The organism is Pseudomonas sp. NyZ201 (assembly GCF_049860765.1).
GTDB classification, from domain to species: Bacteria; Pseudomonadota; Gammaproteobacteria; order Pseudomonadales; family Pseudomonadaceae; genus Aquipseudomonas; species Aquipseudomonas bharatica.
Genome location: NZ_CP187557.1, coordinates 3,095,803 through 3,117,953 on the forward strand (window position 1 = coordinate 3,095,803; position 22,151 = coordinate 3,117,953).

Sequence of the window (22,151 nt, forward strand, 5' to 3'; positions counted from 1 at the left end):
GGCGGCGCTCAGGCGGCGTTTTTATTGGCTTTTTTCTTGGCGTGGGCGACAGCGGCAGCCCGTACCCAGGCACCGTCCTCGATGGCCTGGCGGCGGGTGGCGACGCGCTCCTGGTTGCACGGACCGTTGCCCTTGAGCACTTCGTAGAACTCGTCCCACTGGATCTGGCCGAAGTCGTAATGACCGCGCTCGGCGTTCCACTTCAGCTCGGGATCCGGGGCCGTGCAGCCGAGCAATTCCAGTTGCGGCACGGTCTGGTCGATGAAGCGCTGGCGCAGTTCGTCATTGCTCTGGCGCTTGATCTTCCAGGCCATGGACTGGGCGCTGTTGGGCGAGTGCTCGTCGCTCGGGCCGAACATCATCAGCGACGGCCACCACAGGCGGTTGATCGCGTCCTGGACCATGTCCTTCTGCGCCTGGTTGCCCTCGCGCATCATGGTCAGGAGGATTTCGTAGCCTTGGCGCTGGTGGAAGCTCTCTTCCTTGCAGATGCGGATCATCGCCCGGGAATAGGGGCCGTAGCTGGTGCGCTGGAGCACCACCTGGTTGACGATCGCAGCGCCATCCACCAGCCAGCCCACCGCACCGATGTCGGCCCAGCTCAGGGTCGGGTAGTTGAAAATGCTGGAATATTTTGCTTTTCCGCTATGTAGCTTTTCAATTTCTGTATCACGATCGGCGCCGAGGGTTTCCATGGCGCTGTACAGGTACAGGCCGTGGCCGGCTTCGTCCTGGATCTTCGCCATCAACTGCAGCTTGCGCTTGAGCGATGGGGCACGGGTTACCCAGTTGCCCTCCGGCAACATGCCGACGATCTCGGAGTGGGCGTGTTGGGAAATCTGCCGGATCAGCGTTTGCCGGTAGGCGTCCGGCATCCAGTTCTTCGCCTCGATCTTGATCTCGGCATCGATGCGCTCCTGGAAGGCGCGCTCCTGCTCGGACATCTCGTCGAGGGTCTTCAGGCGCTTGACGCCGGTTTCGACCAATTGTGCGTACATGTGTGTCTCCCGCCTTTTTGTCGTGGGGGGGCTTTGGGCGTGAGTACAGTTATAAGTGATACAAAACCAAATATCAAACACAAAAATACGTGTCGTAACTGGTTTGTGTATCGCATTGCGCGATGGCGGGTCGGGGGTTGCTAGATGTACCAATGGTATATACCTTTGGTACATCAATTCAGCCCTCGCAGGAGTACGTTCCATGCATGCCCTCATCGTGGTTGCCCATCCGGACACGCAGTCCCTGACCCATCGCGTCGCCGCCGAGCTGGCGGCAAATATCCCCGCGCCCCACGGCTTCGAGATCGCCGACCTGCATGCCGAAGGGTTCGATCCGCGCTTCAATCCGGACGACCTGGCGCTGTTCCGCAATCAGTCTCCGGTTCCGGCGGATGTGCTTGCCGAGCAGGCACGTATCGACCGCGCTGATGCGCTGGTGCTGGTGTTCCCGGTGTATTGGTGGTCGTTCCCGGGGCTGCTCAAGGGCTGGATCGACCGGGTGTTCAGTGGCGGCTGGGCCTATGACCAGGCCGAGCAGGGGCTGCTGCAGCGCCTGCCGGTCCACCTTGTGGCGATCGCCGGCGCCGGCCCGCAGACCTACGACAAGCACGGCTATTCGGTGGCCATGCATACCCAGATCGAACACGGGATCTTTGGCTATTGCGGTGCGCGGATGGCATCCTCGGTGCTTTTGACCCAGGCCGATGAAGATTTCCCCCAGGGGCATTTCGACACCGCAAGGCGCCTGGGTCGCGAGTTGTTCGACAAGAGGACCTGAGGCATGAGTGATACCCGCAAGCGGCTGACCCGCGAGCAGCGTCTGGAGCAGTTGCTGGAGGTGGCCCGGCAGGTGATTGCCGAAGAGGGCACCGACGCCCTGAGCCTGGGGCGCCTGGCGGAAGCGGCGGGGATCACCAAGCCGACGGTGTATGACCATTTTGGTACCCGGGAGGGCTTGCTGACGGCGCTGTACCGGGATTTCGAGACACGCCAGAACCTGCTGATCGACGCGGCCATGGCCGCCGGCGAGGCCACGCTGGAAGGCAAGGCGCGGGCGATTGCCGACAGTTATGTCGATTGCGTGCTGGCCGAAGGCCGGGAAATCCCCGGGGTGCTGGCGGCGCTGGAGGGCTCGCCGGAATTGGCGCGCTTGAAGCGCGAATGCCAGCAAGACTTCCTGGGCAAATGCCGCGCGGTACTCGGGCCCTTTGCCGGGGCGCTGTCGAGCGCAGGGCTATGGGGCATGCTCGGGGCCGCCGACGCCCTGTCCGGGGCGGCGGTGGCCGGGGAGATCGGGCATGAGCAGGCGCGGGGGGAGTTGTTCGAGGTGATTGTCAGCCTGGTTTCGCGTAGCCAGGGGTAGGTCGCGTACCCCTGTGGGAGCGGGTTCACCCGCGATTGCGTCGGTGAGCTCACCATCGTCATCGCGGGTGAACCCGCTCCCACAGTGTCCGTGTACGGCTTTCGCGTGCTTCAGACCGCCTGCTTGCGCTTGTCATAGACATGACAAGCCTTGCCCTCCGACCTTTTGATCGAGTAAGCCGGCTGCAACACGATCCGCGAGCTGATGCCGATGTGGGTCTTGATATGCCGGCTCAGCTCCGAACACACCTCCTTCTGCTGCGCCTCGCCCAGTTGCTGGTGCTCGCCACGCAGTTCGACATGGATGTCGATGCTGTCCAGGTTGCCGGTACGGTACAGGTGGATCTCGTAGCATTCGGCCAGTTGCTTGACCTTGAGCACCTGCTCCTCGACCTGGGTCGGGAACACGTTGACCCCGCGAATGATCAGCATGTCGTCGCTGCGCCCGGTGATCTTGTCGATACGCCGCATCGGCCGTGCGGTGCCCGGCAGCAAGCGGGTGAGGTCGCGGGTGCGGTAGCGCACCATCGGCAGCGCTTCCTTGCTCAGGGTGGTGAATACCAGTTCGCCCAGTTGCCCGTCGGGCAGCACCTCGCCGGTCACCGGGTCGATGATTTCCGGGTAGAAATGATCCTCCCAGACCGTCGGCCCGTCGCGGCTTTCCGCGCATTCCATGGCCACGCCCGGCCCCATGATTTCCGAAAGCCCGTAGATATCCAGGGCGCTGATGCCCAGGCGCGCTTCGATCGAGGCGCGCAGCTCCGGGGTCCACGGTTCGGCGCCGAAGATGCCCAGGCGCAGGGCCAACGTGTGCGGGTCGATGCCCTGGCGTTCGATCTCGTCGGCCAGGTTGAGCATGTACGACGGCGTGACCATGATGATGTCCGGCTGGAAGTCGCGGATCAGTTGCACCTGCTTCTCGGTCTGGCCGCCGGACATCGGAATCACCGTGCAGCCCAGGCGCTCGGCGCCGTAGTGCGCGCCCAGGCCGCCGGTGAACAGGCCGTAGCCATAGGACACATGCACCTTGTCACCCTTGCGCCCGCCGGCGGCGCGGATCGAGCGCGCTACCAGGTCGGCCCAGGTGTCGATGTCCTTCTGTGTGTAGCCGACCACCGTCGGCTTGCCGGTGGTGCCGCTGGAGGCATGCAGGCGGACGATGTCGTGCTGGGGGACGGCGAACATGCCGAAGGGGTAGTTGTCGCGCAGGTCGTTCTTCACCGTGAAGGGGAACCTGGCCAGGTCGGCGAAATCCTTCAGGTCCGACGGATGCACGCCCAGCTCGTCGAAGCGCTGGCGGTACATCGGCACGTTCTGGTAGGCGTGGTCCAGGCTCCAGCGCAGACGCTCCAGCTGGTGGGCGCGGAGTTGGTCGATGCTGGCGGTTTCCATCGGGTCGAGCACGGAGGCGGGGGCAAGCTGCATGTTCATGGGTTCACTCTGCATGTTGTTCTTGTGAGTGCATGGCGCCCAGCATAACCCGGCGCCGGTGAGCGTTCTGTATTCAGTGGTCGAGTCGTTCGATGATCAGCGCCAGGCCCTGGCCAACGCCGATGCACAGGGTGCACAGGGCATAACGCCCCTGGCGCCGCTCCAGCTCGTGCAGCGCCGTGGTGACCAGGCGCGCGCCGCTCATGCCCAGCGGGTGACCGAGGGCGATGGCGCCGCCATTGGGGTTGACCCGCGGATCGTCGTCGGCCACCCCCAGCTCCCGCAGCACGGCCAGGCCCTGGGCAGCGAAGGCTTCGTTGAGTTCGATCACGTCCATGTCGGCCAGGGCCAGGCCGGTGAGTTCCAGTACCTTGCGCGTCGCCGGCACCGGGCCGATGCCCATGATCCGCGGCTCGACCCCGGCACTGGCCATGCCGATCACCCGGCCTCGGGCCGTAAGGCCATAACGCCTGGCGATTTCAGGGCTGGCGAGGAGCAGGGCGCAGGCGCCGTCGTTGACCCCCGAGGCATTCCCGGCGGTGATGCTGCCGCCCTCGCGGAACGGCGTGCCAAGGCGCTGAAGTTGCTCCAGCGTGGTGTCGCCGCGCGGATGCTCGTCGTGCTCGACCAGCGTGTCCGGCCCCTTGCGCTGGGGAATCCGCACCGCAACGATTTCCTCGGCCAGACGCCTGCTGGCCTGGGCCGCCGCGGCGCGCTGCTGGCTGCGCAGGGCGAAGGCGTCCTGGTCGGCGCGACTGATAGCGAACTGCTCGGCAACGTTCTCGGCGGTCTCCGGCATGCTGTCGATGCCGTACTGGCGTTGCATCAGCGGGTTGACGAAGCGCCAGCCGATGGTGGTGTCGAACAGCTCGGCCTGGCGGGAAAAGGCGGTCTCGGCCTTGCCCATCACCAACGGCGCGCGGGACATCGATTCGACGCCGCCGGCCAGCACCAGCCCGGCTTCGCCGCAACGGATCGCCCGCGCTGCCGCGCCGACCGCTTCCAGCCCGGACGCGCAAAGGCGGTTAAGCGTGACACCGGGCACGCTGACCGGCAGCCCGGCCAGCAGCGAGGCCATGCGCGCCACATTGCGGTTGTCCTCGCCCGCCTGGTTGGCGCAGCCATAGAACACGTCATCGACCTGGCTCCAATCCACCTGGGGATGGCGTTCCATCAGGGCGCGCAGGGGAATGGCGCCGAGGTCGTCGGCACGCACAGTGCTCAGGGCGCCGGCATAACGGCCGATAGGCGTGCGTACGGCATCGATGATCAGGGCGTCGTTCATTTCAGGGTTTCCTCTGGCAGCACGGTGCCGCGTATCTGGTAGGACTTGCCACGAAACACGGCGATCAGCTTGCCGTGCTGGTTTTCGATGCGCACGTCGTAGACCCCGGTGCGCTTGCCCCGGCTCAGTTCGGTGCAGGTGGCGGTCAGGGTGTCGCCGGCAACGGCCGGGGCGACGTAGTCGATACTGCAACCCTGGGCCACGGTGGCGTCGTTGTGGCTGTTGCAGGCAAAGGCGAAGGCCGAGTCGGCCAGGGCGAACAGGAAGCCGCCATGACAGGTGCCATGGCCCTGGAGCATGTCGGCGCGCACGCTCATGCCCAGGGTGGCGCTGCCCGGCCCGCTGGCCAGCAGGCGCATGCCCAGGCCCTGGCTGGCGGCATCGCGGTCATACAGGGCCTGGGCGCAGCGGCTGGCCAGATCCAGACGGTCATTCATGAAAGGGCACTCCTTCGGCCAGTTGCCGACGCAGTTGCAGGGAAGGGCGGTAGCGTTCTTCGCCATAGGCGGCTTGCAGATGGTCAAGGACCCGGACCAGGGTGGCGGCACCCAGCTGGTCGGCCCAGGCCAGCGGCCCCTGCGGGTAATTGACCCCGGCGCGCATGGCCAGGTCGATATCCGCCGCCGAGGCCACGCCTTGCAGCAGGGCATCGGCGGCTTCGTTGGCGAGCATGGCGACGGTGCGCAGTACGCACAGGGCCGGGCTGTCTCGCAGCGGGGTGGCGGCGATGCCAACTTTTTGCAGAAGCGCCACCACCTGGTCCAGCGCTTGGCGCGAGGTATCTGCCGAGCAACCGAGCGCGAGACGGGTACAGCTGCGGTAATCCAGCGCCAAGTCCAGCAGCACCAGTTGCTCCAGGCCTTCGTCGATACTGCGCTGGCTGGCGAGGCGACCGTCGCTCAAGGCGACCATGGCGTCACCAACGCGCAGCAGGCCACGCCCGGCGCGGCGGTGGATCTTCACCTGGTGTTCGGCCAGGCGCTCCAGCAATGGCTGCAATAGCCCGGCATCACCTTCGACGATCACCTCCGGCACGGCGGCCGTGCTGTTCAGGCTGGCCGGCTGCGGTCGCAGCGCACCTTCGCGGTAATCGTAGAAACCACGTCCGCTCTTGCGCCCGAAATGCCCGGCGTCCACCAGTTCCTTCTGAATGAGCGAAGGCTGGAAGCGCATGTCCTGGTAATAGGCATCGAACACCGAGTTGGTCACCGCATAGTTGACGTCGTGCCCGATCAGGTCGGTCAGTTCGAAGGCGCCCATGGCGAAGCCACCTGCCTCGCGCAGCACGGCGTCGAGGCTGGCGCAGTCGGCAACGCCTTCCTGCAGCAGGCGCAGGCTCTCGGCATAGAAAGGCCGGGCCACGCGATTGACTATAAAACCTGGGGTCGAGCGCGCCAATACCGGCTTCTTGCCCCAGGCCTGGGCAGTGGCGAGGACCGTGGCGACGACATCGGCATCGCTGGCGAGCCCCTGGATCACTTCCACTAGTTGCATGACCGGGGCCGGGTTGAAGAAGTGCATGCCCACCAGCCGCTGCGGCCGCTGCATACCGGCGCCGAGGCGGGTGATGGAGATCGACGAGGTGTTGCTGGCAAGGATGCAGTCCGCAGTGCACAGCGCTTCCAGCCGCGCCAGCAGCGCTTGCTTGATTTCCAGGTTCTCGACGATGGCCTCGATCACCAGTCCGGCGTCCGCCAGTTGCTCCAGGCTGTCGGCCGGACGCAGGGCGGACAGGCAGGCATCCCGGGCCTGCACGCTCAGCTTGCCGTTGGCGACGCGCTTGCCCAGTTGTTTGCCGATGCCTTCGATGGCCTGGGCGGCAGCGCCCGGGCGATTGTCATGGAGCCAGACCCGGTGCCCGGCACTCGCGGCAACCTGGGCGATCCCCGCGCCCATGGCCCCGGCGCCGATCACCGCCACCGTCACGTTGTTGTCCAGTGCACTCATCGCCTCAATACCCCTTGAACGCCGGCGTGCGTTTTTCCACGAAGGCGGCCACGCCTTCGCGATAGTCCTCGCTGCGCCCGGCCAGGCGCTGCAGGTCGCGCTCCAGCATCAGTTGTTCCTCGAAGCTGTTGTCCAGGCTGGCATGCAGGCTGCGCTTGATCAGGCCCAGGCCGTAGGTGGGCTGGGTCGCCAGCTGGCGGGCGAGGGCGATGGCCTGATCGCGCAGTTCGGCGTCGTCCACCACCTTGTAGATAAGGCCCCATTCCAGCGCCTGCTCGGCCGACAAGCGTTCGCCCAGCAAGGTCAGGGCCTTGGCCCGGGCCATGCCGACCAGCCGCGGCAAGGCCCAGGTGCCGGCGGAATCCGGGATCAGGCCGATCTTGCAGAAGGCCTGGATAAAGCTGGCCGAACGCGCGGCGATGACCAGGTCGCAGGCCAGCGGGATATTCGCCCCGGCTCCGGCCGCCACGCCGTTGACCGCGCAGATCACCGGGATCGGCAGCTCGCGCAGGGTGCGGATCAGCGGATTGTAGAAACGCTCGATGGACAGGCCCAGGTCGGGCACCTCGGCGCCGGGGGCAACATTGCGCTCGCTCAGGTCCTGGCCGGCGCAGAAGCCGCGGCCTTCACCGGTCAGCAGGAGGACCCGAACCCCGGCATCGTTCTGCACGACCTTCAGCGCCTCGCGCACTTCCTGGTGCATCAGGGTGTTGAAGCTGTTCAGTTGCTCCGGGCGGTTGAGGCACAGGGTGGCGACCCCGGTCTCGATGGAAAACAGGATGTGCTGGAAGCTCATGAGGCTGTCCTCGGTGGCGAAAGGGGGCTTAGCGGCCGTGGAAGTCGGCGCGGCGTTTTTCCTGGAAGGCGCGGATGCCTTCGTTGCGGTCGGCGGTGCCGGCCAGCAGGGTGAAAGCGTGACGTTCGAAGCGCAGGCCGCTGGCAAGGTCCAGGTCCTGGGCCTTGAGCACGGCTTCCTTGGCCAGACGCACCGCCAGGGGTGCTTTGTCGGCGATGTGCCGGGCAATCTGCAGGGCGCGTTCGACGGTGAATTCCGGTTGGGTGATTTCGCTGACGAGGCCGGCCTCGAGGGCGCGGAGGGCGCTGATGGCCTCGCCGGTGAGGACCATCTGCATTGCCAGCGACTTGCCCACCGCGTGCAGCAGGCGCTGGGTGCCGCCAGCGCCGGGCATGATCCCCAGGTTGATCTCCGGCTGGCCGAAGCGGGCGTCGCTGCCGGCAATAAGGATATCGGCGTGCATGGCCAGCTCGCAGCCGCCGCCGAGAGCGTAGCCGTTGACGGCGGCGATCAGTGGTTTGGCGAAGCGGGTGATCTGCTGCCAATGCTGCTGGCGCGGGTCGTCGAGCATGCCGACCAGGTCGCGCTCGGCCATTTCGTTGAGGTCGGCGCCTGCGGCGAAGGCCTTGCGGCTGCCGGTGATGACCACGGCGCGCACGGCTGGGTCCTCGGCGCAACGCTGCAGTTCTGCCGCCAGTTCACCCAGCAGTTCGGTGGTCAGGGCGTTCAGTGCTTGCGGACGATGCAGGGTGATCAGGGTTACCGCCTGATGCGCCTGCACCTCAAGGGTGTGCGGCATGACGTCGTTCCTCGCAAGGCTCGCCTGGCCTCGGGGCCGGCGTTTTTTATTGGACGGGCTGCTTGGCCCTTTCGCCAGAGTATAGGCATAATGCGATACAGAAAAACAACATTAATAATAAAAAACGTGTCTAATGGCTAGGTGCTATTTTGAGGATTCACCGTTATTGCTGGGTGAAACTGCTAACAAGGGTTTCTCCATGCGTGCCTGATGCGTATCGTTTTCGAGGAAATTTCTCATGGCTTGTTACAGTATCGATGGCCTGACCCCGGTGGTTCACCCCACCGCCTATGTGCATCCCTCGGCAGTGCTGATCGGCGATGTGATCATCGGCCCGCAGTGCTATGTCGGGCCCCTGGCGGCATTGCGCGGCGACTTTGGACGTATCGTCCTGGAGGAGGGCGCCAACCTGCAGGACACCTGCGTGATGCACGGCTTCCCCGCCAGCGACACGGTGGTCGAGCGCAACGGCCATGTCGGCCACGGCGCGGTGCTGCACGGTTGCGTGGTCGGCGAGGACGCGCTGATCGGCATGAATGCGGTGATTCTCGACAATGCGCGGATCGCGCCGCGTTGTATCGTATCGGCCGGCGCCCTGGTCAAGGCGGGCTTCCAGTGCGAAGAGCAGTCCCTGGTGCTCGGCTCGCCGGCCAAGGTCACCCGGCGTCTCAGTGACGACGAGGTGGCCTGGAAGCAGACCGGTACCCGTGCCTACCAGCAACTGACCCGGCGCTGCCTGGAAACCCTGCACGAATGCGCGCCGCTGACCGAGGTCGAGGCCGGGCGCGGACGCTATCGTGACGACGCGGTGCGGCCGAAACTGCCCGGCGGTGCTTGAGCGTACCCGCGCGCCCGGAGCATGGTCATGCCGAGGGCGCGGGGGTATATTCCTTTCTTTTTCAAGCGGATCGCCTATGTCGTCGCTCACACCCCTGGACCACCTGATCGAGCGTTTCCAGCAACAAACCCCGATTCGCGCCAGCTCCCTGATCATCACCCTTTATGGCGACGCCATCGAACCTCGGGGCGGTACGGTGTGGCTCGGCAGCCTGATCCAGTTGCTGGAGCCCATGGGCATCAACGAACGCCTGATCCGCACCTCGATCTTCCGCCTGACCAAGGAAAACTGGCTGACCGCGGAAAAGGTCGGCCGACGCAGCTACTACAGCCTCACCGGCACCGGCCGGCGGCGTTTCGAAAAAGCCTTCAAGCGCGTCTATGCGGCCAACCCGCCGGCATGGGACGGTTCCTGGTGCCTGGCGGTACTGACCCAGTTGCCCCAGGACAAGCGCAAGCAGGTCCGCGAGGAACTCGAATGGCAGGGCTTCGGCGCCATCTCCCCGGGCGTGCTCGGCTGCCCGCGCTGCGACCGTGCCGATATCAACGCCACCCTGCAGGACCTCGGCGCCCAGGAAGAAACCATTCTCTTCGAAACCACCGCGCAGGATGTGCTGGCGTCCAAGGCCTTGCGCGCGCAGGTACGGGAAAGCTGGAAGATCGATGAACTGGCGAGTCACTACAGCGAGTTCATCCAGTTGTTCCGGCCGCTGTGGCAGGTGCTGAAGGACCAGGGCAGCCTTGATCCCAAGGCCTGTTTCCTGGCCCGGGTGCTGCTGATCCACGAATACCGCAAGCTGCTCCTGCGCGACCCGCAATTGCCGGACGAGCTGCTTCCCGGTGATTGGGAAGGCCGCGCCGCGCGCCAGTTGTGCCGCAACCTCTATCGGCTGATCCAGGGGCCGGCGGAACGGTGGCTGGAGGCCGCGATGGAGACGGCGGACGGGCCGTTGCCTGCGGTCAGCGAGGGGTTCTACAAGCGCTTTGGTGGTCTTGGCTAAGTTGCCACGACGCTACAGGGACTGTGCTGGCCTCCAAAGCACATACCGATCCTTCCCTGTCCGCTTGGCTTCATACAGCGCTGCATCCGCCCGCCCCAAGGCTTGGCCCAGGCTGTCCCCGGCGTCCATGCGGGTCAGGCCGATGCTCACTGTCACCGGATGTTCCCCTGGTGTTTCCCGGACCAGTGAGCACAGCGCCGCCAACCGCGCCTCGGTGGCGGCCTGGTCCAGACCCCACAGGTAGACCACGAATTCCTCGCCACCCAGGCGCGCATAAACGAACTCGCCCATGCTCGCCCTGATAATGCCGGCGATGCGCTTGAGTACCACGTCGCCGCTGTCGTGGCCGAACTGGTCGTTGACCTTCTTGAAATTGTCCACGTCGATCATCGCCAGGTAGCGCCCCGCGCCCGGATTGTCGTCGTGCATATGCCGCTCGGCCTGGGCCACGAACGAGCGGCGGTTGGGGATTTCGGTGAGTACATCGATATAGGCCTGGTCCAGCAGCAGGCGCGACATGTGGAAATTCTGCAATTTGGCCTGGCGCTGGACGATGTAGCTGTAGAAGGTCAGGCCGGTGATGAAGGCGGCGTAGCTGATGATCATCAGGCCGTGCAGGTCGAAAACCTCGTTGCCTTCGGCCTGGAACGGATTGAGCAGCAGCCAGGTGATCAATGCCGAGCAAAAGAACGACCAACGCCGTACCGGCAGCACGGACGTCGAGTAGAGGATGCTCGAAGCCGCCATGATCAGCCAGGCGGGCTGGTGGGCTTCGGGCGTGCCGTCGACCACCATGCGTACGGCGAAGGCCATGAGGCTGACGAAGAACAGGTTGAGCCAGTTGAAATGCTCGGCCTGGCGCACGAACAGCAGGATCACCGCGAGGATGGCCATGGCGCAGATCAACACCATCGAGCGCCAGGAAAAACCCTGGTGGCCGATAAAGCTCACCAGCAGGTCGAAGAGGATCCAGATGCCGATGCTCAGGCAGAACACCAGGATGCAGAAATGCCGCAGGCGCTCGAAGTCGTGCTGGCGGAATTCGGCGCGTACCGAGGGTGATGCGGAGCGATGGCGGACCTGGTTTTCTATGGTTTTGTACATGCTGCGTCCGTTACAGGTTCGAGAAGCGACACGGAACCCTGTGGGAGCGGGTTTACCCGCGATTACGTTAGCGAATTCACCGACGCAATCGCGGGTGAACCCGCTCCCACAGGGTTCCGTGTCGCTATTGAGAGCTGGGCAATACCTTCGCCCACGGCCGGTAGTTCAAGGCAAACACCGCCTGCTCATGACAGCCGTCCTGCAGCGCCGGCTGCTGCGGCACTGCACGAAACGGCTGCCCCTCGGCACTGACCTGGCGAAACGCTTCGCGAATGATCCCTACCGTGCAGGGCAGCGCCCTGGCATAGCTGTCCCGTACCAGCGGCGGCAGGCGTCGGGTGCCGTTGCCATCCTGCCACCAAAGCTTCAGGTTCAGCCCCGTCAAGCGTGCGAACCATTCGGCCTGCACCCCGGGCGCCAGCTTGCCGGTCGTGAATGCACTGAGGTGCAGCGGCGCATCGAGCTTGCGGTTGAAGGCCTGCAACTGAACGAAGAGCGCCTCCCGCCGATCGGCGGCCTGGAAATGCAGGTCATCCAGCTCCATCGGCAGGTACCAGCCCGCCACCGACAGGCCCCACCGGCGCACCTCACGCTGCTGGGCGAGGGAGTCACCCAGTTGCGACTTCCAGTAGGCCGCCAGGCCGCTGGCATCCAGTTCGTTGATCCGGGTGTAATAAGCGCTGTCCAGGTACAACCCGACCACCAGCTCCAGCCCCTGGGCATGGGCCTCCTTAAGGCTCGCCGCAAGCCAGCCCCCGGCGCCGCCGAAGCGTTCGTCGCCATAGCGGGTCCATTGCACGATCAGGGTCTTGCCGCCATTGGCTACCGTGTCGTGCCATAGCTGGCGCCATTGCCCGGCGCTGAGCACGGCGTCGCGGCTTTGGGGTTGATAGATTACCCGCTGGTCGGCAGCGACCGGCAGGCAGACCAGCAGCAGGAAGAACAGGATCCGGCGCATCAGAAGGTCAGCTCCACGCCCAGCAGCACGCCATTGGCGCGTTCGTACAGATTGCCGCCCAGGCCCTGCTGGTACTCGGTGCGTACCTTCAGCGAGCCACGGTAGGCGTTGTACCTGTCGTCATCGAACCACCATTGCCAGCGCAGGCCGATACCGGCGCGCAGGTCCTGGCGCCAGTCGTTGTCCGGGTCCTGGCTGCCGAATTCGAGGAAGCCGTAGGGCATGACGGTTTGCGGCGAACGGGTGTCGAGCTTCCAGGTGTGGCCCTGCTGGTAGCGCGATAGCCACTGGTGATCGCCGGCCCGGGTCCACCAGGCGGCATCGAGGTAGAGGAAGCGTTCGTTCCAGTCATCCTCGTCGACCCGCCAGTCGGCACGGTAGTCGCCCTGGTCGAAGAACGAGGCGGTGGCGCGCAGCAGCAGGTCGTTGCTGCTCGAGGCATGGCTGCGCAGGTCGCGCCAGTTGCGTCCGACCTTCGCCGGGCTGAACAGTTGGCCGAGGCTGAGGCTGTCGTAGTGGCTGTCGTCGATCTCGCGCTGGTGGTACAGCTCGCTGTACAGGTTGAGGTTGGCATTGCCCAGCGGCTTCCAGCGCAGGCCGATGCCGGTACCCATGCTTTGCGCGTAGTCACTGCGCCCGCTGCCGCCGAACAGGACCCGGCCATAGACCGAAAGGGTACTGCCGTTGCGGCTCGGTTCGTCGCCCAGGGCGTGGTCCCACATGGCTACTTGTACGTTCTGCGATTGCGCGCGGCGCTGCGGATTGTCGCTCGCACGGAAGTTGTCGTTGGTCGAGGCGCCGGCCGGCGACCAGGTGCTGGCCAGGGTCACGGTGTCGCGTCGCGACAGGGTTTCGTGGGCGCGGCGCTGGCGGAATTTGCGTGCTTCCAGGCTGCCGTACTCGTCGTCGCCATCGACCAGGTCCTGTTCCACATCCAGCACCCGGCGCAGTTCCTGGCGTGCGGCGGCGCTGTCTTCGACCTCGTCGTAGCGCCAGGCCAGGGTTTCGCCGATACGGTAGTCCTCGGGGAAGCTGCGGGTGGCCTGTTCCAGGTAGGGGATGGACTGGCGGCGCACGGCCTTGTCGTCGCTGCCGGCCAGGCGCATGCCGTAGTCGGCGCGGTAGCGCGGCTGGTCCGGGGCCAGGCGCACGGCTTCGGCCAGCCAGGCGCTGCTCTGGGCCATATCGCCGGCTTTCTGCGCGGTGATCGAGGCGTCGTAGTAGTGCTCGGCACGCGGCTGGTGCTGCAGGGCCTGGCGGCGCCGCTCCAGGGACTGGGGCAGATCGCCGCGGCGTTCGGCGATGGTCGCACCCAGGGCCCAGTCATCGGCACCGGGGTGCGCGGCACGCCGCCAGTGCTGTTCGGCCCGTTCGGGGTTGCCGGCGTTCAGGGCGCTTTGCGCGGCGGTCAGGCGAGCGTTGTCGGTCCATTCGGCAGGCGCCAGGCTGTCGAAGATGCGCTGGGCGCCGGCTGCATCACCGCCCGCTTCGAGGGCATAGGCCAGGGGCAGGCGGCTGCCGCGATCGCCCAGGCGCTCGGCGGCCTGGTAGTAGACCACTGCTTCGCCAGGATACTCAGGCATGGCGCAACGTCCCAGCGCCCGCAGTTGCCCCGGTTCCTTGGGTTCGGCAAGAATGGCTGCGCGCACCGCGTCGCACTGGCCGCTCTCGGCAAGGCGAGCCAGCACCAGGCCACGGCTGGCGGCATCCACCCGCGGGATCAGGGCGACGGCACGACGGCTGTCCAGAGGAACATCGGCCTGGCTGTAGAGCCCGGCCAGGCGTTGCAGCAGCGGGGCGGACAGGCGTCCCTGATGGCGGTCCCACGCCTGTTCCAGCAGCGACAGGGCCTCATGCTTGCGCCCGGCGTTCAGCATCAGATAGGTGGCCTGGTTCAGTGCGTCGAGGCTGCCAGTCTGGCGATAGAGGCTTTCCCATGCGGCGCTGGCATCACGGCCCTTGCCGCTGCCTTCCAGCAATTGCGCGCGTTGCTGGAGAATCGCCGGGGTCTGTGGCTGGGCGGCCAGCCAGTCCATGATCTGCCGGGTCTTGCCTTGCTCGCGCCAGACTTCCAGCAGGCGTTGCTGGCGCTGGCTGTCCCACGGCTGGGGCAGGCGCCGGCTTTGCAACAGATCATCGGCATGCAGGCGCTGGGCGAGGATCAGCCAGGTCTTCGGATCATCCTCGGCGCGGCATTGACGCAACTGATCGAGGGCGTGCGGCGGATCGTTGCGCGATAGCCATTCGGCAGTTTCCAGGCACGGCTTGTCCAGGTCGTTGCTAAGCGCCCGAACCAGCGCGCCATCTTCGCTTTGCCGGGCCAGTTCCAGCAGTTGCTGGCGGTACTGCGGCCGCTCGCGGTCGGCCTGCGGCAGCGTTTGCAACCAGCGCCGGGCCTGTTGTTCATGGCCCTCGGCGAAGGCGCGGTCGACCATGGCCAGGCGGGTCCTGTGCGCGGCTTCCGCCGAGGGCGCCTTGTCCAGCAATTGCTGCAAGGGCGCTTCGTCGAGACGCTGCACGTAGGCGTTGGCCAGGCGCTGCCAGTCATCGGCCTGCAGTTGCCCCTTCGCTGCCAACGGCGCCAGTTGCGCTACGGTCTCGTTCCAGTCGCCGACCTGCTCGGCCCAGTTGGCCCGGGACTGGCGCAGGATATTGTCGTCGCCGGCCGGGCGCAGCTGGTTCAGCCAGTCGAGGGCCTTCTGCGGGCCGTAGTGCTTGCCCAGGCTCAGGCTGTAGGCCTGGCGCAGGCGGATGCGCGGGCTGATCTGGCTGTCGTTCATCCAGCCTTCGACCACCGAGGCTTCGGGCGGGTTTTCCTCGATCCGGATCAGGCGCAGCTCCAGCAACTGCTGGCTGTCCTTGCCTTGGGCGGCGGCCATCCGCTCGGCCTCGTCATAGCGTTTCTGGTGGGCCAGGGCCTGGATCAGCAGGCTGCGTGCCTCGTCGTTGTTCGGCACCTTGTCCAGCAGGTAGCGGGTGAGGCGCTCCACCTCCGCCCAGTTCTGGTTCTTCGCTTCGCGGTAGCTGCGGTCCATGTAGGGGAAGCTGCGGAAACGCTCGAAATCGCTCATCGGTGCGGCAACGCTGGCGCTGCAAGCCAGCAGGCAGGCCAGGAGCAAGGGCACGGGCTGCTTCATGCCACCTCCCGGACGATGCTGTACGCCGCTTGCTGCTCCGTCGCCTGTTCGGCCAGGGCTTCCTTGAGCACCTGTTCGGTGATGATGCCCCGTTCGATCAGGTAGTCGCCCAGGCTCACTTGCTCCGGGTCGAAGTCGATCATCACCTGGTTGAACAGGGTGGTCGGCACCATGCCGCGGGTTTGCAGGAGCGTGCCGAGCAGCACCTGGTGGCGGCTGACCCGTTCGATCAGCGCGGCATCGTCCTTGTGCCGTTCCAGGACCTGGAGCATCTGCCGGGTTTCCTCCTTCTGCCAGGGGCTGGGGTAGTGATAGCGCAGGCCCAGGGTGACCCGTCCCTGAGGCGCCAGGCGGCAGCTCACCGGGCGCTTCAGGTGGCGGGCGATGGCGCCCAGGGATACCTGGCTGACCGGGCTTTCACTGGCCAGGACCAGGGCCTGGCCGTGTTCCTCGACGGGCAGCACGCCGTAGTGCATGGCGATCTTGCGCGGCAGTTGGGCGATCAGGTGCGGATCGATATTGAACGGGTCCAGCGGGGCCCAGGGCAGGTCCAGCTGTTCGGCCAGGGTTTCCACCAGCTGTTCGCTGCTGATCAGCCCACGCACCAGCAGTTCGCGGCCAAGGCGGCGACGCTCCGGGGTGGTGATCGCAGCTTGCAGTTGGTCCTCGGTGATCAGCCCTTTGTCGATCAGGCGCCGGCCCAGCGGAGTACGCGCGGGCGCCGCGAGGGCAGGGAATTCATGGGTGGTCTTGTCCCAGGCAACCCGCCGCGAGTCGCCCATTTCCAGGACCTGGCGCAGGGCGCGGATATTGGCGAAGAAATTCACGAAGTTGCTCCACATCATCCGTGGTGCCGACAGCAGGCCCTCGAAAATCCCGTAGTAGCGGGTGACGAACCAGGCGCGCTGGAACAGGCGGTTGAGCAGGAGGAAACCGTTGAGCCAGAGCAGGGTGGTCAGCAACTGGCTGCCTTCGAGGATCGACGGGAAGCGCCAGGCTTCGGGGAACAACCAGGTGATCAGCCACATGCTCAGCAGTACCAGGAGCAGCAGGTTGACCAGGAAACTCAGCAGGTAGGCGAACAGGCCACGGCGGTCGCGCCACAGGAAGTAGTTGAGCGCGCCCTTGCGGCTCCAGCCGAGGTTGCTGGTGCCCTGGAAGACGATGCCGACGATCCAGCGCGATTTTTGCCGGATCGCGTGCTGCCAGTCCCGCGGGAAGTGCTCGCGCACGCAGATCACCTGGGCGAACGCCTTGCTCATGCCGGGCGCCCAGACCCGCTCCAGGGCCAGTTCCGGATCGCTGATGGAATAGCGGGCGAAGATGCACTTCATGCCTTTCTGCTTGAGGCGGAAGCCGATGTCGTAGTCCTCGGTGAGGCTCTGCACGTCGAAGGCGATGCCGTCGCCGTCTTCGAGCAGGGCGCCGATGGCGCGGCGGCTGAAGCAGGTGCCGACCCCGGCGCTGGGCACCTGGCCGGTCAGGGCCTCGCGCACGATCACATCCTTGCCATGGTTCTCGGCGAACTCGTCGACATAGTGCCCAGCGGTGAAGCCGCGCCACTCCGGGGCGAAGGGATAGACCGGGATCTGGATCATGTCCTTGGCCGGCAACAGGTAGTTGAACAGGCGCAGTTCCATGGGCGAGATCACGTCTTCGGCGTCATGCAGGATGAAACCGGCGAATTCGATGCGGGCGTCCCGTTCGAAGCGCAGGATGGCGTCGATCACGTTGTTCAGGCAATCGGCCTTGCTGGTCGGGCCGGGGCGGGCGCAGACCACCTTGTGCACGTTGGGATAGTGCAGGCACACGGCATCGACGTCGGCCTGGGTCTGCGGGTCGTTGGGGTAGGTGCCGACGAAGATCTGGTAGTTCTCGTAGTCCAGGGTCGAGGCCGCCAGGCGTGCCATTTCGCCGACCACGCCAACCTCGTTCCAGGCGGGAACCATGATCGCCAGGGGCTTTTCCTGCACCTCGAACAGGCGCTTTTCGTCGGCATGTTCGTGCTTGCCGTAGACCCTGAAGCTGCGTACCAGCTTGCGTACCCAATAGACGATATCGATGAACAGGTCATCCAGGCCGAGGATGAACATCAGCGTGGCGAGGATGATCGCCAGCCATTTCAGGCCGTAGAGGACATAGGTGAGGACATCGACCCAGAACAGGCTCATGAGTCGTGGCGCCCGTCGGCGTTTTCCTCGAGCCAGCGGCTCAGTCGTTCGGCGATGCGCTCGCTGGCACGGCCGTCTCCAACGGGGAAGAACACTTTGCTCATGCGTTGGTAGGTGTCCGGGTCATCGAGCAATTGCCGGGTTTCCTTGATGATGCGTTCGGTCTGGGTGCCGACCAGGATCACCGTGCCCCCTTCGAGCACGGCCGGGCGTTCGGTGACCTTGCGCAGCACCAGCACCGGCTTGCCCAGCGCCGGAGCCTCCTCTTGGACGCCGCCGGAGTCGGTGAGGATCAGGTAGGCGCGGTCCATCAGCCAGACGAAGTGCTGGTAGTCCTGCGGGGCGACGAGGTGGATATTCGGCTGGTTCGACAGCACCGAGTACACCGCCTTCTGGACTTGCGGGTTGAGGTGCACCGGGTAGACGAACTGCACGTCCGGATAGCGCAGGGCAAGCTCGGCCAGGGCCAGGCAGATGCGCTCGAAGCCGGGGCCGAAGTTTTCCCGGCGGTGGCCGGTAATCAGGATCAGGCGCTGGTCATCGCGCAGCTTGCTCAGGGGCGATTCCGGGGCCGGGTGCCATTGGCTGTGCTTGAGGTGATCGCGCATCCACAGCAGGGCGTCGATCACCGTGTTGCCGGTAACTTCAAGATGCTCAAGGGGCACGCCCTCACGCAGCAGGTTGTCACGCGCGTCCTTGGTGGGCGGGAAGTGCAGGTCGGCGATCACCCCGGTAAGGCGCCGGTTGGCCTCCTCCGGCCAGGGCTGGCGCAGGTTGCCGGTGCGCAGGCCGGCCTCGACATGGGCAATGGGGATCTGCCGGTTGAAGGCGGCCAGGGCGGCGATGAAGCTGGTGGTGGTGTCGCCGTGGACCAGCACGATGCGCGGCCGGATCCGCTCGTAGGCGGCATCGATATGCGCCAGCAATTGCTGGGACAGGCTGTTCAGGGTCTGGTTCTGGGTCATCACCTGCAGGTCTTCGTCGACATGCAGGCCGAAGTCGTTTAGCACCTGCTGGAGCATTTCGCGGTGCTGGCCGGTGGAGCAGATGCTCAGGTCGATATCCGGCCATTCACGCAGGACCCGGGCCAGCGGCGCCATCTTGATCGCTTCCGGGCGGGTGCCGAACACCATCATGACTTTGTACGGCATTCCTTCGCTCATGGTCCGGTCCCTCTGAGGTTTCGAGTCATACGGGCGTGCATGGGTGCAGGATTTGATACAAGCAGGGGACTTGTGGGTTGTCCAATACGGCAAGAGGGATATTGCGGGCCGTTGGCAATCTTTCGAATCAATCGTTGACTTGGCAGGACGCTTTCGCTAGCTTCGCTGGCATGAACACATTCCAGCACCTGCCAGCCCACAGCATTATTACCGCCATTATCCGATTGGCGGGCTAGCTGGCAGCTGCACCTAACCCGCCCTGGAGGCGGGTTTTTTCTTTCTCGACTCCCGGGCCCTTGCAAAAGACCAGGAGTCATCGATGACCAGTCTCACCGTAAGCCCCCCTAGCCTCGGCGCACCGAACCTGCTGTCGGACTATGTGCGTCGCATCCTGTCCGCCCCGGTGTACGACCTGGCCATCGAAACCCCGTTGCAGCCGGCCCGGGCCCTGTCCGCGCACCTGGGCAACCATGTCCTGCTCAAGCGCGAGGACCTGCAACCGACCTTTTCCTTCAAGATCCGCGGCGCCTACACCCGTCTCAGCCGCCTGAGCCCCGAGCAGCGTGCCCGCGGCGTGATCACCGCATCCGCCGGCAACCATGCCCAGGGCGTCGCCCTGGCCGCCCGCGAACTGGGCATCGTGGCGACCATCGTCATGCCCGAGACCACCCCGGCGCTGAAGGTCGAAGGCGTGCGCTCCCGGGGCGGCCATGTGGTGCTGCATGGCGATGCCTTTCCGCGCGCCCTGGCCCATGCCTTGCACCTGGCCCAGCGCGATGGCGCGACCTTCGTCCCGCCCTTCGACGACCAGGATGTGATCGCCGGGCAGGGCACCGTCGCCATGGAAATCCTGCGCCAGCAACCCGGCGCGCTGGATGCCATCTTCGTCCCGGTGGGCGGCGGTGGGCTGATCTCGGGGATCGCCGCCTACGTCAAATACCTGCGCCCCGAGGTCAAGGTGATCGGTGTCGAGCCGCAGGATTCCAACTGCCTGCAAGCCGCCCTGGCGGCCGGCGAGCGAGTGGTGCTGGCCCAGGTCGGGACCTTCGCCGATGGCGTGGCGGTGGCGCAGATCGGCGCCCACTGTTTCGATATCTGCCGGCATTACGTGGACGAAGTGATCACCGTCAGCAGCGACGAACTCTGTGCAGCGATCAAGGATATCTACGACGACACCCGCTCCATCACCGAGCCGTCGGGAGCGCTCGCCGTGGCCGGAATCAAGAAGTACGTGGCCGCCCGGGGCGTGCAGGGCCAGACCCTGGTGGCGATCGATTCCGGCGCCAATGTCAATTTTGACCGCCTGCGCCATGTTGCCGAGCGCGCCGAACTGGGCGAGCAGCGCGAGGCGGTGATCGCGGTGACCATCCCCGAGCGCCCGGGCAGCTTCCGCGCCTTCTGCCAGGCCCTGGGGCGGCGCCAGATCACCGAGTTCAACTACCGCTACCACCCGGGCAAGGAGGCGCGGCTGTTTGTCGGGGTCCAGACCCATCCGCTGACCGACCCGCGCGAGGCCTTGGTCGCCAGCCTGTGCGAGCAGGGCTACGAGGTGCTCGACCTGACCGACAACGAACTGGCCAAGCTGCATATCCGCCATACCGTCGGCGGCCATGCCGGGCCGGGCGCCGAGGAGCGCGTGCTGCGCTTCGAGTTCCCCGAGCGGCCGGGGGCGCTGCTGGGCTTCCTGGAGAGCCTTGGCAAGCGTTGGAACATCAGCCTGTTCCACTACCGCAACCATGGCGCCGCCGATGCCCGGGTGTTCGCCGCCCTCGAAGTGCCGGCGGACGAGCGTGCCGACCTGCCGGGCCTGCTCGATGCCATGGGGTATCGCTACTGGGACGAGACCGATAATCCGGCTTATCGCCTGTTCCTTGGCTGAGGTTGTCCTGGATCAACACCTGCCGCTCATTCCAGGCGGATGCTGAAAGCATCGAGATAGAGCCACTGAGGGATTAGCCATGAGCAGCACGTTTTTCATTCCGGCCGTGAATATCATGGGCATCGGCTGCCTTGACGAGGCGATGACGGCAATCGTCGGCTACGGCTTTCGCAAGGCGCTGATCGTCACCGACGCCGGTCTTGCCAAGGCCGGTGTCGCGCAGCGGATCGCCGAGCAACTGGCGGTGCGCGATATCGATTCGCGGGTGTTCGACGGCGCCAAGCCCAACCCGAGTATCGCCAACGTGGAGCAGGGCCTGGCGCTGCTGCAGCGGGAAAAATGCGATTTCGTCATCTCCCTGGGCGGTGGGTCGCCCCATGACTGCGCCAAGGGCATTGCCCTGTGCGCCACCAATGGCGGCAGGATTGCCGACTATGAGGGCGTCGATCGCTCGGCCAAACCGCAACTGCCGTTGGTGGCGATCAACACTACGGCCGGGACGGCCAGCGAGATGACCCGCTTCTGCATCATCACCGACGAAGCGCGGCACGTGAAAATGGCCATCGTCGACCGCAATGTCACGCCGATCCTCTCGGTCAACGACCCGGCGTTGATGGTCGCCATGCCCAAGGCCCTGACGGCCGCGACGGGCATGGACGCCCTTACCCACGCAGTGGAGGCCTATGTCTCGACCGCCGCCACGCCCATCACCGATGCCTGTGCGTTGAAAGCCATCGAGCTGATCAGCGGCAACCTGCGCCAGGCGGTGGCGAACGGCCAGGACCTGCCGGCACGGGAAGCCATGGCCTACGCCCAGTTTCTTGCGGGCATGGCCTTCAACAATGCCTCGCTCGGCTATGTGCACGCCATGGCGCACCAGTTGGGTGGTTTCTACGACTTGCCCCATGGCGTGTGCAACGCGGTGTTGCTGCCCCATGTGCAGCGCTTCAATGCCAAGGTTTCGGCGGCGCGCCTGCGGGATGTGGCCGCGGCGCTGGGCGTGGAGGTCGCTGAACTGAATGCGGAGCAGGGCGCGGCGGCGGCCATCGCGGCGATCGAGCAATTGAGCCGGGACATCGATATTCCACCGGGACTGGCTGTGCTCGGGGCCAAGGTCGAGGATGTGCCGATCCTGGCGAGCAATGCGCTGAAGGATGCCTGCGGCCTGACCAATCCGCGGCCGGCGAGCCAGGCGGAGATCGAGGCGGTGTTCAAGGCGGCGTTCTGATCGGAGGGCCTCATCGCCGGCAACGCCGGCTCCCACAATGTGGACTGCCCCCGAA

At 65.6% G+C, this 22,151-nt stretch carries 18 protein-coding genes; 6 read left to right on the forward strand and 12 right to left on the reverse strand.

Features of this window, described 5'->3' with window-relative positions; translation table 11 throughout:
- Window positions 1-8: 8 nt before the first annotated feature.
- Window positions 9-998 carry a 1,2-phenylacetyl-CoA epoxidase subunit PaaA gene (gene paaA, locus ACPFMA_RS13780; RefSeq protein ID WP_279898671.1) on the reverse strand — a complete coding sequence of 330 codons (990 nt, stop codon included), beginning with the start codon at window positions 996-998 and terminating at the stop codon, window positions 9-11.
- 202 nt (window positions 999-1,200) lie between these two features.
- Here paaA and ACPFMA_RS13785 point away from each other — a divergent pair, with 202 nt between their 5' ends.
- Window positions 1,201-1,776 (forward strand): NAD(P)H-dependent oxidoreductase, encoded by a 576-nt coding sequence (locus tag ACPFMA_RS13785; RefSeq protein WP_420056564.1) that lies wholly within the window; start codon window positions 1,201-1,203, stop codon window positions 1,774-1,776.
- A 3-nt stretch (window positions 1,777-1,779) separates the two neighbouring features.
- Window positions 1,780-2,361: a TetR/AcrR family transcriptional regulator gene (locus ACPFMA_RS13790; RefSeq protein ID WP_064301292.1), complete on the forward strand. Its 582-nt coding sequence runs from the start codon at window positions 1,780-1,782 to the stop codon at window positions 2,359-2,361.
- A 110-nt stretch (window positions 2,362-2,471) separates the two neighbouring features.
- Here the strand turns inward: ACPFMA_RS13790 and paaK are convergent, their stop codons facing one another.
- The 6 genes from paaK to paaF all read right to left on the reverse strand — a co-directional run bounded on the left by paaK (window position 2,472) and on the right by paaF (window position 8,618).
- Window positions 2,472-3,791, reverse strand: a complete 1,320-nt coding sequence (gene paaK / locus ACPFMA_RS13795; RefSeq protein WP_420056561.1) for a phenylacetate--CoA ligase PaaK — start codon at window positions 3,789-3,791, stop codon at window positions 2,472-2,474.
- Between the two features lie 73 nt (window positions 3,792-3,864).
- On the reverse strand, window positions 3,865-5,076 hold the full coding sequence (gene pcaF / locus ACPFMA_RS13800) for a 3-oxoadipyl-CoA thiolase (protein ID WP_420056560.1): 1,212 nt from the start codon (window positions 5,074-5,076) through the stop codon (window positions 3,865-3,867).
- A complete protein-coding gene (gene paaI, locus ACPFMA_RS13805; protein ID WP_009398376.1) occupies window positions 5,073-5,513 on the reverse strand; it encodes a hydroxyphenylacetyl-CoA thioesterase PaaI in 441 nt (146 codons plus the stop codon). Before paaI ends, pcaF begins: the two co-directional genes overlap by 4 nt.
- Window positions 5,506-7,023, reverse strand: a complete 1,518-nt coding sequence (gene paaH, locus ACPFMA_RS13810) for a 3-hydroxyacyl-CoA dehydrogenase PaaH (RefSeq protein WP_425930520.1) — start codon at window positions 7,021-7,023, stop codon at window positions 5,506-5,508. Before paaH ends, paaI begins: the two co-directional genes overlap by 8 nt.
- A 4-nt stretch (window positions 7,024-7,027) precedes the next feature.
- Window positions 7,028-7,819, reverse strand: a complete 792-nt coding sequence (gene paaG, locus ACPFMA_RS13815; RefSeq protein WP_420056558.1) for a 2-(1,2-epoxy-1,2-dihydrophenyl)acetyl-CoA isomerase PaaG — start codon at window positions 7,817-7,819, stop codon at window positions 7,028-7,030.
- 28 nt (window positions 7,820-7,847) lie between these two features.
- Entirely contained in the window at window positions 7,848-8,618 is a 771-nt protein-coding gene (gene paaF / locus ACPFMA_RS13820; RefSeq protein WP_425930521.1) for a 2,3-dehydroadipyl-CoA hydratase PaaF, read from the reverse strand.
- A gap of 238 nt (window positions 8,619-8,856) precedes the next feature.
- Between paaF and paaY the strand changes: the two genes are divergently transcribed.
- Together paaY and paaX are read left to right on the forward strand one after the other, a co-directional pair.
- A complete protein-coding gene (paaY, locus tag ACPFMA_RS13825; protein ID WP_425930522.1) occupies window positions 8,857-9,456 on the forward strand; it encodes a phenylacetic acid degradation protein PaaY in 600 nt (199 codons plus the stop codon).
- Between the two features lie 76 nt (window positions 9,457-9,532).
- Entirely contained in the window at window positions 9,533-10,456 is a 924-nt protein-coding gene (paaX, locus tag ACPFMA_RS13830) for a phenylacetic acid degradation operon negative regulatory protein PaaX (protein ID WP_420056556.1), read from the forward strand.
- 12 nt (window positions 10,457-10,468) lie between these two features.
- Here the strand turns inward: paaX and ACPFMA_RS13835 are convergent, their stop codons facing one another.
- The 5 genes from ACPFMA_RS13835 to wecB all read right to left on the reverse strand — a co-directional run bounded on the left by ACPFMA_RS13835 (window position 10,469) and on the right by wecB (window position 18,977).
- On the reverse strand, window positions 10,469-11,560 hold the full coding sequence (locus tag ACPFMA_RS13835) for a GGDEF domain-containing protein (protein WP_425930523.1): 1,092 nt from the start codon (window positions 11,558-11,560) through the stop codon (window positions 10,469-10,471).
- A gap of 124 nt (window positions 11,561-11,684) precedes the next feature.
- The gene (locus ACPFMA_RS13840) at window positions 11,685-12,518 is read right to left on the reverse strand and encodes a DUF4434 domain-containing protein (protein ID WP_425930524.1); all 834 of its coding nucleotides are present in this window, start codon (window positions 12,516-12,518) and stop codon (window positions 11,685-11,687) included.
- The gene (locus ACPFMA_RS13845; protein WP_425930525.1) at window positions 12,518-15,655 is read right to left on the reverse strand and encodes an NfrA family protein; all 3,138 of its coding nucleotides are present in this window, start codon (window positions 15,653-15,655) and stop codon (window positions 12,518-12,520) included. Before ACPFMA_RS13845 ends, ACPFMA_RS13840 begins: the two co-directional genes overlap by 1 nt.
- Window positions 15,652-17,826 (reverse strand): cyclic di-3',5'-guanylate-activated glycosyltransferase NrfB, encoded by a 2,175-nt coding sequence (nrfB, locus tag ACPFMA_RS13850; RefSeq protein ID WP_425930526.1) that lies wholly within the window; start codon window positions 17,824-17,826, stop codon window positions 15,652-15,654. Before nrfB ends, ACPFMA_RS13845 begins: the two co-directional genes overlap by 4 nt.
- Complete coding sequence (wecB, locus tag ACPFMA_RS13855) at window positions 17,823-18,977, reverse strand: non-hydrolyzing UDP-N-acetylglucosamine 2-epimerase (protein ID WP_425930597.1); 1,155 nt, start codon at window positions 18,975-18,977, stop codon at window positions 17,823-17,825. Before wecB ends, nrfB begins: the two co-directional genes overlap by 4 nt.
- 331 nt (window positions 18,978-19,308) lie before the next feature.
- Between wecB and ilvA the strand changes: the two genes are divergently transcribed.
- The gene (gene ilvA / locus ACPFMA_RS13860; RefSeq protein WP_425930527.1) at window positions 19,309-20,868 is read left to right on the forward strand and encodes a threonine ammonia-lyase, biosynthetic; all 1,560 of its coding nucleotides are present in this window, start codon (window positions 19,309-19,311) and stop codon (window positions 20,866-20,868) included.
- A gap of 79 nt (window positions 20,869-20,947) precedes the next feature.
- Window positions 20,948-22,096, forward strand: coding sequence for an L-threonine dehydrogenase (yiaY, locus tag ACPFMA_RS13865; protein WP_425930528.1), 1,149 nt, complete (start codon window positions 20,948-20,950; stop codon window positions 22,094-22,096).
- The last annotated feature ends 55 nt before the right edge of the window (window positions 22,097-22,151 follow it).